This is a genomic window from Streptacidiphilus sp. MAP12-20 (assembly GCF_041262525.1).
GTDB lineage: Bacteria > Actinomycetota > Actinomycetes > Streptomycetales > Streptomycetaceae > Streptacidiphilus.
This window is the reverse complement of sequence record NZ_JBGCCK010000032.1, coordinates 1-15,029: the sequence shown is the minus strand read 5'-3', so window position 1 is coordinate 15,029 and position 15,029 is coordinate 1. Positions and strand designations below refer to the sequence as shown.

The following is a 15,029-nucleotide window of genomic DNA, read 5'->3' as shown; positions in this document are numbered from 1 at the left end:
GCTCGGACCGCTGCTGCGGCCGCGCCGTACATCATGCCGTCACCCGGCCGCGATCGCCCGCGCCCGCGAGCGGGCCCAGCTCTCCGCTGCCAGGACGTCCTCGAGGGTGAGCGAGGTTCCCCGCGCGGGCGTGCCATGTTCGGCGACGACCTTGGCCACCGTATCCACGATCCCTGTGAAGGCCAGCCTGCCCTGCAGAAACGCCTCCACGCACTCCTCGTTCGCGGCGTTGAAGACGGCCGGCGCGGTACCGCCGAGCGAGCCGACCTCGCGGGCCAGACCGACCGAGGGGAAGGCTTCGGTGTCGAGCGGGAAGAACTCCCAGCTGGCCGCCTTGGTCCAGTCGCAGCCGGGCGCGGCGTCCGGCACCCGGTCCGGCCAGCCGATGCCGAGCGAGATCGGCATCCTCATGTCCGGGGGGCTGGCCTGGGCCATCGTGGAACCGTCGGCGAACTCCACCATCGAGTGGACGACGGACTGCGGATGGACCACGACCTCGATCTGCTCGAACGGGATGTCGTAGAGCAGGTGCGCCTCGATCACCTCCAGGCCCTTGTTGACCAGGGTGGCCGAGTTGATCGTGATGACCGGGCCCATCGCCCAGTTCGGGTGGGCCAGCGCCTGCTCCTTGGTGACCCCGGCCAGCTTCTCCCGGCTCCAGCCACGGAAAGGCCCGCCGCTGGCGGTGACGACGAGCTTGCGGACCTCCTTGCGGGTACCCGCCATCAGCGCCTGGAAGAGGGCGGTGTGCTCGGAGTCGACGGGGACGATCTGGCCGGGCTTGGCCAAGGCCTTGACCAGCGGGCCTCCGACGATCAGCGACTCCTTGTTCGCCAGCACCAGCACTCGCCCGGCGCGCAGCGCGGCCAGCGTCGGGGCCAGGCCGATGGAGCCGGTGATCCCGTTCAGCACGGAGTGGCACTCCATGCCCGCGAGCTGTGTGGCCGCGTCGGGGCCGACCAGGATCTCCGGCAGCGCGGCGCCTGCCGGCGCGGCGGCGGCGAGCGCCTCCCGCAGCGGCGCGGCCGCCTCCGGCTGGGCGATGGCGACGACGTCGACACCGAGCTGAAGCGCCTGCTCGGCCAGCAACCCGACTCGCCCGCCGGCGGCGGAGAGCCCCACCACCCGGAAGCGGTCGGGGTTGCGCAGCACCACGTCGATCGCCTGGGTCCCGATGGACCCGGTGGATCCGAGGATGACCAGCTCCCTCGGACCGTCCGGATCGGCGGTGACGACAGGCTCGAAGCGCAGGTGCGGGTCGGCAAGAAGTGTCATACGGCCATTCTGCCCTCCACCCCACCGACAGTTGCACCATCCAGGGGCGCGAGGAACTGCGCGACAAGCCACTGAGGTGGTGGGTCGCCGAGCGAGCAGGGCCATCCGCACAGGGTGGTTGTTCGCGCCCGCAGTTCATCGAGCAGAGCCCCGCGCCCCTGAAGGTGCAACGGACCCTCACTGCGGAGCTACTGGCCCGTCGGGTGGTCCTTGAACCAGGTGATGAAGCCGTCGGCCGGGCTCCCTATCCCGGTGACGTTGTCGTAGCCCTTCGCGGTCGTCAGACTGCTGTCCTTGTTCTCCAGCAGCAACAGCGGGTTGCCCTGCTGGTCCGCCGCGCCGAAGCTCGGCTCGTGGCCGAGGGCGCCCGCGCCAGGGACCACGTCGTGGAAGGAGCCGGTGTTGTACTGCTTGTAGAGCGCCGGGTTGGCGAAGCCGAGAGGCGTGCCGCTCGCCTGGACGGCCAGCGCCTCGGTCGCGCTGAACAGCGGGCAGGCCAGGCTGGTGCCGCCGACCGGCATCTCCTCGTACTTGCCGCCGCTCATCGCGAAGGTCACCCCGCCGTCGGCCGTCGGCCGGGACACCGCGCTGCCCACGGTCTGCCCGACGACCAGGCCGGTGAGGCTGTCCGCCTCCATCGCCACGTCGGGGAGCACGCGCTGCGTCTTGCCGGCCGCCGACGAGAGCGAGCCCGGCACCACGGACGACTGGTAGAACGGCTGGGGGAAGACCGCGCTGGTGCCGCCGCCGCCCCCGGCGTCGAAGGCGCCCTGACTGGACCAGCCGCTGCCGCTGGACGGGTAGACCATGGTGCCCCAGCCCGTCTCCCACAGGTAGTGACCGGACGCGTCCAGGCCCAGCGTGGTCCCGCCCACGCCGGTCACCCAGGGGTCGGAGGACGGGTAGCTGGCCGCCGGGGTGTCGGAGTGCGGCTGCTTGCTGAGCGTGTAATCGCCCTGGTCGCCCGTCGAGAAGTTGAAGTTGATCCCCTCCACCGCGCCCTGCTGGAAGATCTGCTGACCGGCCTGGAAGTCGGCGGAGTCCGTCGAGGCCTCGGTGCCGCCCCAGGAGTTGGAGACGATGTCGGCGCTGTGCGTGGAGACGATCTTCTGGAAGGCCCGGAAGAAGTCCGCGTCGTCCGGTGACTGCACGCCGTAGTAGACGATCTTCGCCTCGGGGGCGATCGCGTGCACGGCCTCGATGTCCAGCGTCTCCTCGCCCCACCAGCCGCTCGCGTCGGCGGCTGTGGAGCGCGCGGGGTCGTAGGACTTCGGCACGTCCTGCACCAGCTGACCGGACCTCAGGGCCGGCAGGCCCATCGACTGCGACCAGCGGTTGACGTCGGCCTCGATGGTCGGGGAGGCGTAGGCGTCGACGACGGCGATGGTGACGCCCTGTCCGGTCATCCCGCTGGCCTCGGCGCCGTAGGCGGTGCGCAACTGCTTCGCGGTGTAGCCGCACAGCATCTGCTGCGGCACGCCGGTCGGCCCGGCGGGCAGGCCGGAGGGGCGCTGGCCGTAGTAGCTGCTGCAGTTGGGATTGCCGCTCCGCAGCAGGTGCGGCTTGGTGACCGGGCTGGAGGTGGTGAGACCGGAGACGGCCGACACGTAGTCGCCGACGTTGGAGGGGTACTGCGGCTGCGAGGTCGGCGCGATGTCGACGCGGCCCGCGTGCCGGTACCGGTGGATCTGGACCTTGAGCGTCTCCTCGACCTTGCCGATCGTGGTGGAGACGGTGATCGACTGCGGGTCCTGGCTCAGGATCTTCATCCCTGACTGCTGGACCCAGGCCGTGACGGCGGCACCCGCGCCCTGACCGGTCGAGAAGGTCGTCCCGAACGCGTCCGCCGAGAGGAACTTGTGGTAGTTCGGGTCGCCGGGCGTGCCGACGGAGGTCGCGTACTGCTCCAGGTTCTGCGGCCTGGCCTTGGCGAACCAGACCTGGCCGGTGACGACCGTCCTGGAGTTGGCCGAGCCGATGTCGTTGGCCGGCACGGCCCAGGCGGGCGGGGACCACGAGGTCGAGCCCTGGAAGGCCATGGTGCCGTCGTTACTGCTGCTGTTGCCTCCGCTGACGGGCTTTCCGCCGGGTCCGTGGTTGGCGACGACGACCGCGGTGACAGTGACGGCGAGCGCGACGAGGGCACCGCCGACGACCAGCCCACGCCGCCGACGCGGCGGCCGCCCGGACCCACCAGGACCGGTCGGCCCCGCAGGCCCTCCGGGACCGGACGGCCCGCCCGGACCGCCGGGACCGCCCGGACCACCCGGACCGCCGCCGTAGGGCGGCTGCTGCGGGGGACGGGGCGGCTGCTGCGGCGGGTAGCCCTGAGGCGGGCGCGGCGGCGCGCCGTAGGGCGGCTGCGGCGGCTGCTGCGGCGGGTACCCCTGCGGCGGACGCGGCGGCGCGCCGTACGGCGGCTGCGGCCGCGGAGGCTGTTGCGGATACGGCTGCTGCGGGTACTGCGGCCGAGGCGGCTGCTGCGGAGGCTGCTGCGGCGGGTATCCCTGCGCGGGGCGCGGCGGCTGCTGCGGGTACGGCTGCGGCTGATCGCCGTAGGGGTTCTGCGGCGGGTAGCCACGCGGCGGCTGCTGCGGGTTCTGCCCGTACGGCGGGTAACTCACGCTGGACCTGTCCTCGTCGATGGGAAACACCGGGAGCGCCGTCCGTGCGGTGGTCCTCGGCGCGCGAGCCCCCGGTGATCCTTCTCCTTCGCACGCCCGTGCGCATCGTATCGGTGAGCGGGCGTCAGGTGTCCAACGACGGATCGGCTCAGCCGTTGTGGCCGTCCGGGCGCGACGCGCCGAACGGCCCGGCCTCCCGGTGCACGTCCGAGTCAGTCGATCGGGCGGTGAACGTTCGGTCGCTTCGCCGGTCCCGGCGTCGCGTCGGCGATCCACGGACCCTCCCCGGACGGGTCCAACACGCCCTCCTCCAGCCAGGTGTAGCGACCGTCCAGCACGCCCTTGCTGATCGTTCGATCGTCGTGATCGGTATTCGTCCAGAGCCGGTCGAACAGCTCCTCCGTCCGAATCCGCGCCTGCTTGCAGAAGACATCCGCCAGCTCGTACGCCCCCTGCCCCGCCTGCGCGCCCTCCCTGGTCCGCAGCATCTCGGCCCGGACGCAGGCCGCGCTCATCGCGAACAACTCCGCGCCGATGTCCACGATCCGCGCGAGGAAGCCCTGCTTGGTCTCCATCCGGCCCTGCCAGCGCGACATGGCGTAGAAGGTGGACCGGGCCAACTTCCTTGCGCTGCGCTCGACATAGCGCAGATGCCCGGAGAGGTCACGGCAGCCGGCCGGGTGGAACTCCCGGTACGCGGTCGGCACCTGCCCCGGCCCCGTGACCAGCCTCGGCAGCCAACCGGCGTAGAACGCACCGGCCTTGGCCGCCGCCCTGCCCTTTCGTCGCAGGTCCGCGTCCGGCTCGATCAGGTCACCGGCCACCTTGAGGTGCGCGTCCACCGCCTCGCGGGCGATCAGCAGATGCATGATCTCGGTCGAGCCCTCGAAGATCCGGTTGATCCGCATGTCGCGCAGCACCTGCTCGGCCGGGACCGCCCGCTCCCCGCGCGCGGCGAGCGAGGCCGCCGTCTCGAAGCCGCGTCCGCCGCGGATCTGCACCAGTTCGTCGGCCATCAGCCAGCCCATCTCGGAGCCGTAGAGCTTGGCGAGCGCCGCCTCGATCCGGATGTCGTTGCGCTCCTCGTCGGCCATCTGGCCGGAGAGCTCCAGCACCGCCTCCAGCGCGAAGGTCGTCGCCGCGATGAAGGAGATCTTCGCCGCGACCGCCTCGTGCGCGGCGATCGGTTTGCCCCACTGCTCCCGTGCCGCCGACCACTCGCGTGCGATCTTCAGGCACCACTTCCCCGCGCCCACGCACATCGCCGGCAGCGAGAGCCGGCCGGTGTTCAGCGTGGTGAGCGCGATCTTGAGGCCCTCCCCCTCGCGCCCGATCCGGTTCTCCGCCGGGACGCGGACGCCGTCGAAGCGGGTCACGCCGTTCTCGATCCCGCGCAGGCCCATGAAGGCGTTGCGGTTCTCCACGGTCACACCGGGCGAGGTCGCCTCCACCACGAAGGCGGTGATCCCGCCGCGGCGGCCCTCCGACTTCGGCACCCGCGCCATCACCACCAGCAGGTCCGCCACCACGCCGTTGGTCGTCCAGAGCTTCACGCCGTCGAGGACGTACTCGCTCCCGTCCTCGCTGGGCGTGGCCGTCGTCGCCAGCCGGGCGGGGTCGCTGCCGACGTCCGGCTCGGTGAGCAGGAAGGCGGTGATCGAGGTGGTCGCGCAGCGCGGCAGGAAGGCGCGCTTCTGCTCGGGTGTCCCGAAGAGCTTGAGCGGCTGCGGTACTCCGATCGACTGATGCGCCGAGACCAGCGCCGAGATCGCCGGGCTCACGCTGCCGATCAGCGCGAGCGCGCGGTTGTAGTGCACCTGGGTGAGGCCGAGGCCGCCGTACTCCCGGTCGATCTTCATACCGAAGACGCCGAGTTCCTGAAGACCCTTGACCACCTCGTCGGGGATCTGCGCGTCGCGCTCGATCACCGCGCCGTCGATCTTCTTCTCGCAGAACTCGCGCAGTCGGGCCAGGAACTCCGCGCCCTCCTGCTCCGCGGCGGCGTCGGGCAGCGGATGCGGGTGGATCAGGTCCAGACGGAAGCGGCCCAGGAACAGTTCCTTGGCGAAGCTGGGCTTTCGCCAGTCCTGTTCCCGGGCCTCTTCCGCGACACGACGAGCCTCGCGCTCGGTGACCTTGGGGGCAGCCTGAGGGGCGGAGCCGGACATGGGGCATCACCTCACGGTGGGTTACCTGCCAGTATGCCCCGACCGTACGCTGCGTGCCCCCAAGGTCACCAGGGGTGAGACGCGAATGTGCTCCGTCAGAGCGCCAGCCCGGTCAGCACCAGCACGCGCTCGTAGGTGTAGTCGGTCATCGCGTAGATGACGCCCTCGCGGCCGACGCCGGAGTCCTTGACCCCGCCGTACGGCATCTGGTCGGCGCGGTAGGACGGCGCGTCGCCGACGATCACGCCACCGACCTCCAACTCGCGGTGGGCGCGGAAGGCGAGCTGCACGTCGTGCGTGAAGACACCCGCCTGCAGCCCGAACTTCGAGTCGTTGACGGCGGCGAAAGCCTCGTCCGCGCCGTTGACCTTCTGCAGCGACAGGACCGGGCCGAAGACCTCCTCGGTCGCCAACGTCACGCCGTCCGGCACGGAGGCCAGCACGGTCGGCGCGTAGCTGGCGCCGTCCCGCTTGCCACCGGCGAGCAGCTGGGCGCCCGCGTTCACGGCCTCGTCCACCCAGGACTCGACGCGCTTGGCGGCGTCCTCGCTGACCAGCGGGCCGACGTCGACGGCGTCGTCGACCGGGTCACCGGTGACCTGCGCGCCGACCTTGGCGACGACCTTCTCGACGAGGCGGTCGTAGACCGACGCGTCGGCGATCACGCGCTGCACGGAGATGCAAGACTGGCCGCCCTGGTAGTTGGCGAAGGTCGCGATGCGGCCCGCGGCCCACTCCAGGTCCGCCTCGGAGGACCAGTCGGCGAGCACGACGGCCGCGGCGTTGCCGCCCAGCTCCAGGGTGACGTGCTTGCGCGGCACCGAGTCGAGGATCGCGTAGCCGACCTTGTCGGAGCCGGTGAAGGAGATGACAGGCAGACGCGGGTCCTGCACCAGGGCGGGCATCCGGTCGTTGGGGACGGTCAGCACGCTCCAGGAGCCGGCCGGCAGCTCGGTCTCGGCCAGGATCTCGCCCAGGATCAGCGCGGAGATCGGGGTGGCCGGGGCCGGCTTGAGGATGATCGGCGCGCCGACGGCGATCGCGGGGGCGACCTTGTGCGCGACCAGGTTCAGCGGGAAGTTGAACGGCGCGATACCGAGCACGACACCGCGGTTGAATCGACGCACCAGCGCGAGGCGCCCGGTGCCGCCGGCGTCGGTGTCGAGCCGCTGGCCCTCACCGCTGTTGAACCGACGCGCCTCCTCGGCGGCCCACCGGAAAACGCTGACCGCGCGGGCGACCTCGCCACGGGCCCACTTGATCGGCTTGCCGTTCTCGGCGGTGATCAGCTGCGCGATCTCCTCCGTGCGCTCGGCGAGCCGCTTGGAGACGTGGTCGAGAGCGGCGGCGCGCACGTGCGCGGGCGTGGCGGCGAACTCGTCCTTCACCGCGTACGCGGCGGCGACCGCCTCCTCCACCTGCGCGTCACTGGCGACACTCACCTTCGCGACGACACTGCCGTCGTACGGGTGGTGCACGTCGAGGGTCTCGGGACCGGTCTCCTGCCGTCCCGCCAGCCAGAATGCGTAGGTGGTGGTCACCGCGGTCACCGGCCCTTTCCGTCGGATTTCAGAGGTCTCTACGGGTTCAACGGTAGGCCGAACGGGCATCGATGAAGCTTGTCCGGACCGTATGACTTGGGTCAGCCGAATGCGCCACAGCGGCCACTTCAGGGGCGCGGGGAACTGCGCGACAAGCCACCCTGCGAGGTGAGCCGCCGAACGCGCAGGGCCATCCGCACCGAGTGGATTCTCGCGCAGTTCCTCGCGCCCCTGGGTGATTGCAACTGGCCCAAGTCACTCGCCTGAAGCGCGGAGCGCCATCCAGAGCTCCATCCGAACGTCCGTATCGTCCAGCGACCGCCCCAACAGCTCCTCCACCCGCCGCATCCGATAGCGCAGCGTATGCCGGTGCACGCCGAGATCCGCCGCCGCCGCGTCCCACTGGCCGTGGCGGGAGAGCCACGCCCGCAGGCTCGCCTCCAGGTCGCCGCGCGACGTGCGGTCGTGCTCCCGGAGCGGCCGCAGCAGGCCCTCGGCGAAGGCCTGCACCGCCTCGTCCCCGAGCAGGGGAAGGAGCGAACCCGCGCCCACCTCCGCGTGGTCCACGCTCCGTCGCCCGCTCCGCAGCGCGACGGCCAGCGCGCGCTCCGCCTCCGCCGCCGCCGGGCCCGCCGCCTCCAGCGTGGTCGGCGCGGAGACGCCCACCGCGACCGTGTCCAGATCCGCCGCGAGGTCCGTGCAGACCTGGTGCACCATCCCGCCGTCCACGGCGACCAGCACCAGCCGCTCGCCCTCCGGCGCCAGCAACAGCGCCTCGCCGGTCCGCGCGGCGGCCTGCTCCGCGCGGTCGCCGAGCTCGGCCAGTCCGTCACCCTCGGCGATCAGGACCCGGACGGTGCCCTGCGGGAGGCCACCCAGCAGCGCCCCGGCCACCTCCTTGGCGATCACGGTCTCGCCGGCCAGCACCAGCCGCAGCAGCGCCGTCCGCATCCGGTCCTCCGCGCTGCGCAGGTCGCGCGACCGCTCCAGGGTCAGCGTCAGCAGCGCGACCGCCGCGTTGACGACGTAACGCTCCCCCGAGGTCAGCCGGTCCTCGGTGCCCACGGCGAGGAAGCCACGGGCGCGCCGGTCCGCGCCCAGCGACTGCAGCACGACGTAGTCCTGCGTGTCCTGGGTGTCCCCCTGGAGCGCCATGCTCGCGGGCGCGGGCCGACTGCGCAGCCGCTCGACCTCGGGACGCAGCCGTCCGGCCCGTCGCGCGGCCCAGTCCGGCGCCGCGACGACGACTGTGCCCGACGCGTCGTAGAGCGCGGCCCAGCCGCCGAGCCGCGCGGCCAGCTTCGCGACGACAGCCGTGGTGCCGTCCTTGCCGAGCGCGGCGCGGGTCAGCTCCTCCTGCGCCTCGAAGCTGGTGGAGACCGCCTTGTACTGCTCCGCCGCGAGCGCGGCAGTGACCGCCTTGCTGATCGCGATGAACGGAGTCGGCTGCGGCACCTCCAACAGCGGCAGCCCACGTTCCGACGCCGCCTCCACGAGCGTGGCGGGCACTTCGTCATAGGTCAGCCCAACACCGATCCCGAGGCCGGCCACGCCCGCGTCCGCCAGCCGGTGGACGTACTGGCGCAGCTTCTCCTTGCCCTTGCCGAGCTTGAGCCCGGTGGTGAGCAGCAGCTCGCCGCCCTCCAGATAGGGGACGGGGTCGTCCAGCTCGCTGGTGTGCACCCAACGCACGGGCCGGTCGAGCGACGCTTCGCCGGCCCGGACCACCAGACCCAGGCCCGGCATCGCCACCAGCGCGGCGACCGTGACGCTGCTGTGCCGCACCTCGTCCTCGAGGGGCGGCGGCTTCTCTTGAGACATGACACCTTCGGCGGGCGCAGGGCGGCGAACCGCGTCGTTGCGGCACGCCGGTCGGGCAGGGTTGGACGACACGTCCAAGCCCTCTCCGTCGATTCTGCCTCAGCGGCGTACCTACTCGCGCGTCAGACCGATTTCTCGCTCGCGGTCACTGCAGTCGGATCATCAAGGGCGGGACCTGCGTGCCGTCCACCGAGGTCAGCGAGACGACGGCGTGCCCGTGCGGCAGCACCTGGGCGAGGTCCGAGGCCGACCAGCGGCGGCGCTCCACCCGCCGCGTCGTCACGCTCTCCGTCTGCGCCCGCTCGCCTTCCAGCAGCGCGCGCACGCCCCGGAACCCGCGCCGCAGCAGTCCGCCGGACGTGTCGAGCGCGCGCGTCACATCCCGCTCGTCCACCCAGACGGTGCCCCAGGCGTCCTCGAAGAGCTTGCCGTCCCAGGGTGCGATCCCGGGGAAGGCCATCCGCCCGCCGACGGCCCCGAACAGCGGCGTGCGCAGTTGCTCCGGCAGATCGACGAGCGTGCGCAGGCCGAGGACCGCGCCGGCGTTGGCCGCGCGCAGCCGCTGGAGCGCGCGGACGGTGTGGCTGTCGACCGCCGCTGACGCGTCGTCGACGACCAGCCCGGCGAAGAGGGAGCGATCCCTGCGGCTCGCGGCCGCGTGCAGGAACTGGCCCACCGCCAACCGGGCCAGGATCCGCGCGGCCTCCGGATAGCTGTGGTCCGGCAGGGCGATACGCACCCGCAGCGGGTGGTCCAGTGCCCGCAGGGCAAAGAGCGGCAGCGGCTCGGCGTCGCCGGCGGACGCGTTGAAGCAGCGCGCGAAGACCGGCCGGTCGAGCAGGGCCAGCCGGTCGGCGAGCAGGGCCCCCGGGTCGTCCGCGTGCCCGTGCATCCGCTCGCGCTGGGCCAGCTCGTGCTGGTGCCGGTCGAGCGAGCCGCTCTCGCGCACCGCCTTGAGCAGCCCGTACCAGGCCTGCTCGTCGCCGCGCAGCAGCAGGACCAGCTCCCGCACGCCGGGCGGCCGCCCGTGCGCGGCTTGGAAGGGTCCGACGATCTGTTGCAGCGCCAGCCGCGCGCTGTCGGCGCGCAGCGCGAGTTCGTCCGGCAGCAGGGCGTCGGCCAGCCGCGCCGCGGCCTCGTCGAGCTGGCGCGCCCCGCCGAAGAGGTCGAGTCCGTATGCGGAGCTCGGATCGCCCGGGGCGACCACGACGTCGTACCAGGAGGCGGGACCCAGATCGGCGTCAGCTGCGCCGATCACGGTGACGACCGTGGTACCCGTCAGCGCCTGCAGGCACAACGCCTCGGCGACCGGCCGACTGAGCCGCGACGTCTTGCCACTGCCGGGCGGCCCCACGGCGAGGAGCGCGGTGCCGAGCAATGCGGGATCGAGGGCGAACTCCGCACCTCGGTAGTCGGCCGGGTTCTTCGGCACGTCCTCGACGGCCCCGAGGCGCACCTGACGCAGCAGCAGATCGTGCGCCGGGCCCCGGCCCGGCAGATCACGCGCACCGGAGGGATGCGCGCAGGCCGCGGCACCGTGCTCGCGCACGGCGCCGAGCAGCGCCCCGAGCCGGTCCATGTCGTGCCGCACGATGTCGAGCGCCCACAACAGTCGCTGATGGTCGACATCGCTCACCCGCCGCTGCGCGGTCTCGGCGTCGAGCACGGCGAGCGTGCCGGGGTGAGAGACGGCCCGCATCGCCGCCCACACATCGGCCGGCTCCTCCGCACTGACGCTCGGCCCGGCCGTGCGGGCGGCGTGCGCGGTGCGCGCCATCGCGAACAGACTGCGCGCCGCAGGCAGCACATAGCGTCGCCCGACCGCACGCCACCGCCCCATGCGCCCGAAGATCCAGATCAGCACGAGCGCGAGCAGGAGGTAGAGGATGTTTGCGAGGGCGATCGCCCACGCGTCCTGCCGATTCGCGGCTGCAATGAACCCGGGGAACACCGCGCCGAACAGCCAACCGATGGGCGGGACGAGGTAGATGAAAAGCTCCCAGGCCACCAGCGCGTTCAACCCCGCGCGCAACAGCAGCTTCCAGCCGGGAATCCGGTCCTCGGCGAGGGTCTTCTCGTCGGTCGACTGAGGTTCCGGGCCCAGTCCGAAGACGGCAGCCGGTTCGCGGTGGCGCCGCGCGGTGACCCAGCCGACCAGGTCGAAGCCGGACCCCTGCTGCGGAGGGATGGTCCCGGCGAACGGCGGCTGCGCCTGGCCTGGCAACTGCCCTGGCGCCGACCCCGGAGGAACCGCCGTGTGCCCGTCGAGTGACATCACAGTCCCGCTCCCTTGCGCCCGCACACAAGCACCGCCGTCTGAGACCGACCGGCAGATGGAGGGCGGCGTCGCGGCGCGATTGCTCCCGCGCCCCGCACCTTCCTCCGCCCCCCATCTGCCAGTCGGTCTTGGCTCTCAATCTAGTGGAGCGGACCACTCCCTCGTGGGGAAGCGCGCGTGTCATGATCAGTATCCGCGCCGGACAATTCCGCCCCCCGATCACTCCCCTTCGGCGTATGCCGGAGCCACCTCCCCGCCGTAGCCTGCTGAAAGGGGACGATCCCCTCGCCGACCACACACGCATGGGAGACCACCTCATGAGCGCTGCTCAGCTTCCCGGCGGCCCTTCGCTTCCGCAGGAGCGCCGCCTCGTCACCGCGATCCCCGGGCCGAAGTCGCAGGAGCTGCACGCACGCAAGCTCGCCGCGGTGGCCGCCGGTGTCGGTACCACCCTGCCGGTGTACATCACCCGCGCGGGTGGCGGCGTCGTCGAGGACGTCGACGGCAACTCGCTGATCGACTTCGGCTCCGGCATCGCCGTAACCAACGTCGGCAACGCGGCCGAGCTGGTCGTCGAGCGCGCGGCCGCGCAGCTCGCCGCCTTCACGCACACCTGTTTCATGGTCACGCCGTACGAGGGCTACGTCGCCGTCGCCGAGCAGCTCAACGAGCTGACCCCGGGTGACCACGAGAAGCGCACCGCGCTCTTCAACTCCGGCGCCGAGGCCGTCGAGAACGCCGTCAAGATCGCGCGTGCCTACACCAAGCGCACCGCCGTCGTCGTCTTCGACCACGGCTACCACGGCCGCACCAACCTGACCATGGGCATGACCGCGAAGAACATGCCCTACAAGCAGGGCTTCGGCCCGTTCGCGCCCGAGGTCCACCGCGTTCCGCTGGCCTACCCCTACCGCTGGCTGACCGGCCCGGAGAACTGCGCCGCCGAGGCCGCGGCCCAGGCCATCGAGATCATCACCAAGCAGATCGGCGCGGAGAACGTCGCCGCCATCGTGATCGAGCCCATCCAGGGCGAGGGCGGCTTCATCGAGCCGGCCAAGGGCTTCATGCCCGCGATCGTCGAGTTCGCCAAGGCGAACGGCATCGTCTTCGTCGCCGACGAGATCCAGACCGGCTTCTGCCGCACCGGCCAGTGGTTCGCCTGTGACGACGAGGGCATCGTCCCGGACCTGATCACGACCGCCAAGGGCATCGCGGGCGGCCTGCCGCTCGCCGCCGTCACCGGCCGCGCCGAGATCATGGACGCCGCCCACGCGGGTGGCCTCGGTGGCACCTACGGCGGCAACCCGGTCGCCTGCGCCGCCGCGCTGGGCTCGATCGAGACCATGAAGACGCTCGACCTCAACGCCAAGGCCCAGGCCATCGGCGAGACCATGCTGGCCCGCCTGCGCGCGTTCCAGGAGAAGTTCGAGGTCATCGGCGACGTCCGTGGCCGTGGCGCGATGATCGCCGTCGAGCTGGTCAGGCCGGGCACCAAGGACGCCAACCCCGAGGCCGCCGCCGCACTCGCCAAGTTCTGCCACAACGAGGGCCTGCTGGTCCTCACCGCCGGAACCTACGGCAACGTGCTGCGCTTCCTGCCGCCGCTGGTCATGCCGCAGGAGCTGCTGGCCGAGGGCCTGGACATCCTCGAGAACGCGTTCGCCGCGCTCTGATCCCTCGCTCGCTCAACGCGCTGTGCCCCCGTCGGATACGTCCGACGGGGGCACACTGCTGTAGGAACGGGTCCGAAGCGGGTAGTCATCACCCGCATGAAGCTCCGCCGACTGCTGATCCCACTCGTCCTCGCCCTGGTCCTGGGGGCAGGCATCCCCGCGCGCGCCGCCGATACCGCCGACACCCTCGAGCGGCTGCGGGGTTTCCAGGCCGTGCAGTCGGCGCTCGCCGAGCTCGGTGTCCCCTATGCCTGGGGCGGTGGCAGCCTCGTCGGCCCGACGCTCGGATTCTGCGACGGCACCAACGGCTATCTGGGCGACGCCTGCCTGGCCGACCACACGATCGGCTTCGACTGCAGCGGCCTGGTCCGCTACGCCTGGTACCAGGCGAGCGGCGGGGCGGTGATCCTCCCCCACTACAGCGCGGGCCAGGCCCAGCTGGGCCACCCCGTCACGGACCGTCGCGCACTGCTCCCGGGTGACCTTCTCTTCTTCGCCGAGCCGGGTGGCCGGATCCACCACGTCGGCCTCTACCTCGGCGGCGGCGCGATGATTCACGCGGAGCACACGGGCACCCGGGTGACGGTGCTGCGCAACGTTTTCGCTGATCCGAAGTGGGGCGGGCGACTTGTAGCGGCCACGAGGCCCGTCCCTGGGATCAACGTCCCCGCCGAAGCTGCGTGAAGAAGCTGTGCGGACCTGATGGCGGGTGGGTGAGGCGGACCTACAGGGGGCTCGCCGTGACGTACTGTCATTGCAGATGGAGAAGCACGACATCACCGAGGACACCACTACGGACTCGTCGCGGAGTCCCCTCAGCCGATCGACAGCACGCCGAGCTCAAACCCCCCGGGCCAAGCGGAACGTCGATCACATCAGCCGCCCCGGAGCTCTCCCCCCTGCTCCGGGGCGGCTACATGCTGTCCTGACATCGGTGTGGTTCCCGGTGATTCTGCTGGGCGTCCTTGTGGTCCTCACCGAGCAGGTGCTGACGGACGGCCCACTGCTGGCGGTGGACCGCTGGACCCGTGAGACCGTGCAGGGCTGGGTGGCGGACATGCCGTGGCCCTGGGTGAACAGCCTGGCCGAGTGGTGGACGGACCTCGGCCTGGCGAGCTGGTCCGGTTCGGTGCTGGCAGTCATGGCGGTCTTCGTTTCCGTCCGCCGGCGCTCCTGGCGCCCGCTCGCGGCCGCGCTGCTCGCGGCGATCGCGCTGTTCGGAACCGTCATTCCCGGCAAGATCCTCATCGGCCGCCCCGGCCCCCAGGGCGACCCGGTCGCCTCCGGCGCATGGGGCTGGTTCCCCTCCGGCCACACGGCGACCGCCTCGATCTGCCTCGGGACGGCGGCCCTGATCTACGCGACGGCCTTCTCGCGCTTCCGCCGGACAGTCTGTGCCGCAACTGCGTTTCTCTGCGCAGGCGTCGGCTTCTGCCTGATCTGGCGGGACTACCACTGGCTCTGGGACGTGGTCGCGAGCGGCTGCCTGACGGGGATCGTTCTCTGGTGCCTCAACCGCTTGATCCTCAAGCGTGAATAGCCTGATCCGGGCATTGAGTCCTTAACGCAGTGAAGCCCCCTGACCGATAGTCAGGGGGCTTCACTGGAAAGGTTGTTCGGCGGTGTCCTACTCTCCCACAGGGTCCCCC

Annotated in this window: 9 protein-coding genes; 3 read left to right on the top strand and 6 right to left on the bottom strand. The window is 71.6% G+C overall.

Features of this window, described 5'->3' with window-relative positions:
* Nucleotides 1–39: 39 nt before the first annotated feature.
* The 6 genes from dxr to ABIA32_RS30685 all read right to left on the bottom strand — a co-directional run bounded on the left by dxr (nt 40) and on the right by ABIA32_RS30685 (nt 11,704).
* Nucleotides 40–1,275: a 1-deoxy-D-xylulose-5-phosphate reductoisomerase gene (dxr, locus tag ABIA32_RS30710; RefSeq protein WP_370102630.1), complete on the bottom strand. Its 1,236-nt coding sequence runs from the start codon at nt 1,273–1,275 to the stop codon at nt 40–42.
* Nucleotides 1,276–1,463: 188 nt separating this feature from the next.
* A complete protein-coding gene (locus tag ABIA32_RS30705) occupies nt 1,464–3,899 on the bottom strand; it encodes a protease pro-enzyme activation domain-containing protein (RefSeq protein WP_370102628.1) in 2,436 nt (811 codons plus the stop codon).
* A 212-nt stretch (nt 3,900–4,111) separates the two neighbouring features.
* The gene (locus tag ABIA32_RS30700; RefSeq protein ID WP_370102625.1) at nt 4,112–6,067 is read right to left on the bottom strand and encodes an acyl-CoA dehydrogenase family protein; all 1,956 of its coding nucleotides are present in this window, start codon (nt 6,065–6,067) and stop codon (nt 4,112–4,114) included.
* A 95-nt stretch (nt 6,068–6,162) separates the two neighbouring features.
* Nucleotides 6,163–7,608: an aldehyde dehydrogenase family protein gene (locus ABIA32_RS30695; protein WP_370102705.1), complete on the bottom strand. Its 1,446-nt coding sequence runs from the start codon at nt 7,606–7,608 to the stop codon at nt 6,163–6,165.
* Between the two features lie 255 nt (nt 7,609–7,863).
* Nucleotides 7,864–9,429 (bottom strand): PucR family transcriptional regulator, encoded by a 1,566-nt coding sequence (locus tag ABIA32_RS30690; protein ID WP_370102622.1) that lies wholly within the window; start codon nt 9,427–9,429, stop codon nt 7,864–7,866.
* A 145-nt stretch (nt 9,430–9,574) separates the two neighbouring features.
* The gene (locus ABIA32_RS30685) at nt 9,575–11,704 is read right to left on the bottom strand and encodes an ATP-binding protein (protein WP_370102619.1); all 2,130 of its coding nucleotides are present in this window, start codon (nt 11,702–11,704) and stop codon (nt 9,575–9,577) included.
* Between the two features lie 320 nt (nt 11,705–12,024).
* Between ABIA32_RS30685 and gabT the strand changes: the two genes are divergently transcribed.
* From gabT to ABIA32_RS30670, 3 genes are all read left to right on the top strand, one after another.
* Entirely contained in the window at nt 12,025–13,380 is a 1,356-nt protein-coding gene (gabT, locus tag ABIA32_RS30680) for a 4-aminobutyrate--2-oxoglutarate transaminase (RefSeq protein WP_370102617.1), read from the top strand.
* A gap of 96 nt (nt 13,381–13,476) precedes the next feature.
* Complete coding sequence (locus ABIA32_RS30675) at nt 13,477–14,064, top strand: C40 family peptidase (protein WP_370102615.1); 588 nt, start codon at nt 13,477–13,479, stop codon at nt 14,062–14,064.
* Nucleotides 14,065–14,314: 250 nt separating this feature from the next.
* Nucleotides 14,315–14,920: a phosphatase PAP2 family protein gene (locus ABIA32_RS30670; protein WP_370102612.1), complete on the top strand. Its 606-nt coding sequence runs from the start codon at nt 14,315–14,317 to the stop codon at nt 14,918–14,920.
* Nucleotides 14,921–15,029: the final 109 nt, after the last annotated feature.

What these genes read in the sequence shown, in the direction of transcription:
- gabT (WP_370102617.1), top strand. Translation starts at nt 12,025, where the DNA reads ATGAGCGCTGCTCAGCTTCCCGGCGGCCCTTCGCTTCCGCAGGAGCGC.
- dxr (WP_370102630.1), bottom strand. Translation starts at nt 1,275, where the DNA reads ATGACACTTCTTGCCGACCCGCACCTGCGCTTCGAGCCTGTCGTCACC.
- ABIA32_RS30675 (WP_370102615.1), top strand. Translation starts at nt 13,477, where the DNA reads ATGAAGCTCCGCCGACTGCTGATCCCACTCGTCCTCGCCCTGGTCCTG.
- ABIA32_RS30700 (WP_370102625.1), bottom strand. Translation starts at nt 6,067, where the DNA reads ATGTCCGGCTCCGCCCCTCAGGCTGCCCCCAAGGTCACCGAGCGCGAG.
- ABIA32_RS30690 (WP_370102622.1), bottom strand. Translation starts at nt 9,429, where the DNA reads ATGTCTCAAGAGAAGCCGCCGCCCCTCGAGGACGAGGTGCGGCACAGC.
- ABIA32_RS30685 (WP_370102619.1), bottom strand. Translation starts at nt 11,704, where the DNA reads ATGTCACTCGACGGGCACACGGCGGTTCCTCCGGGGTCGGCGCCAGGG.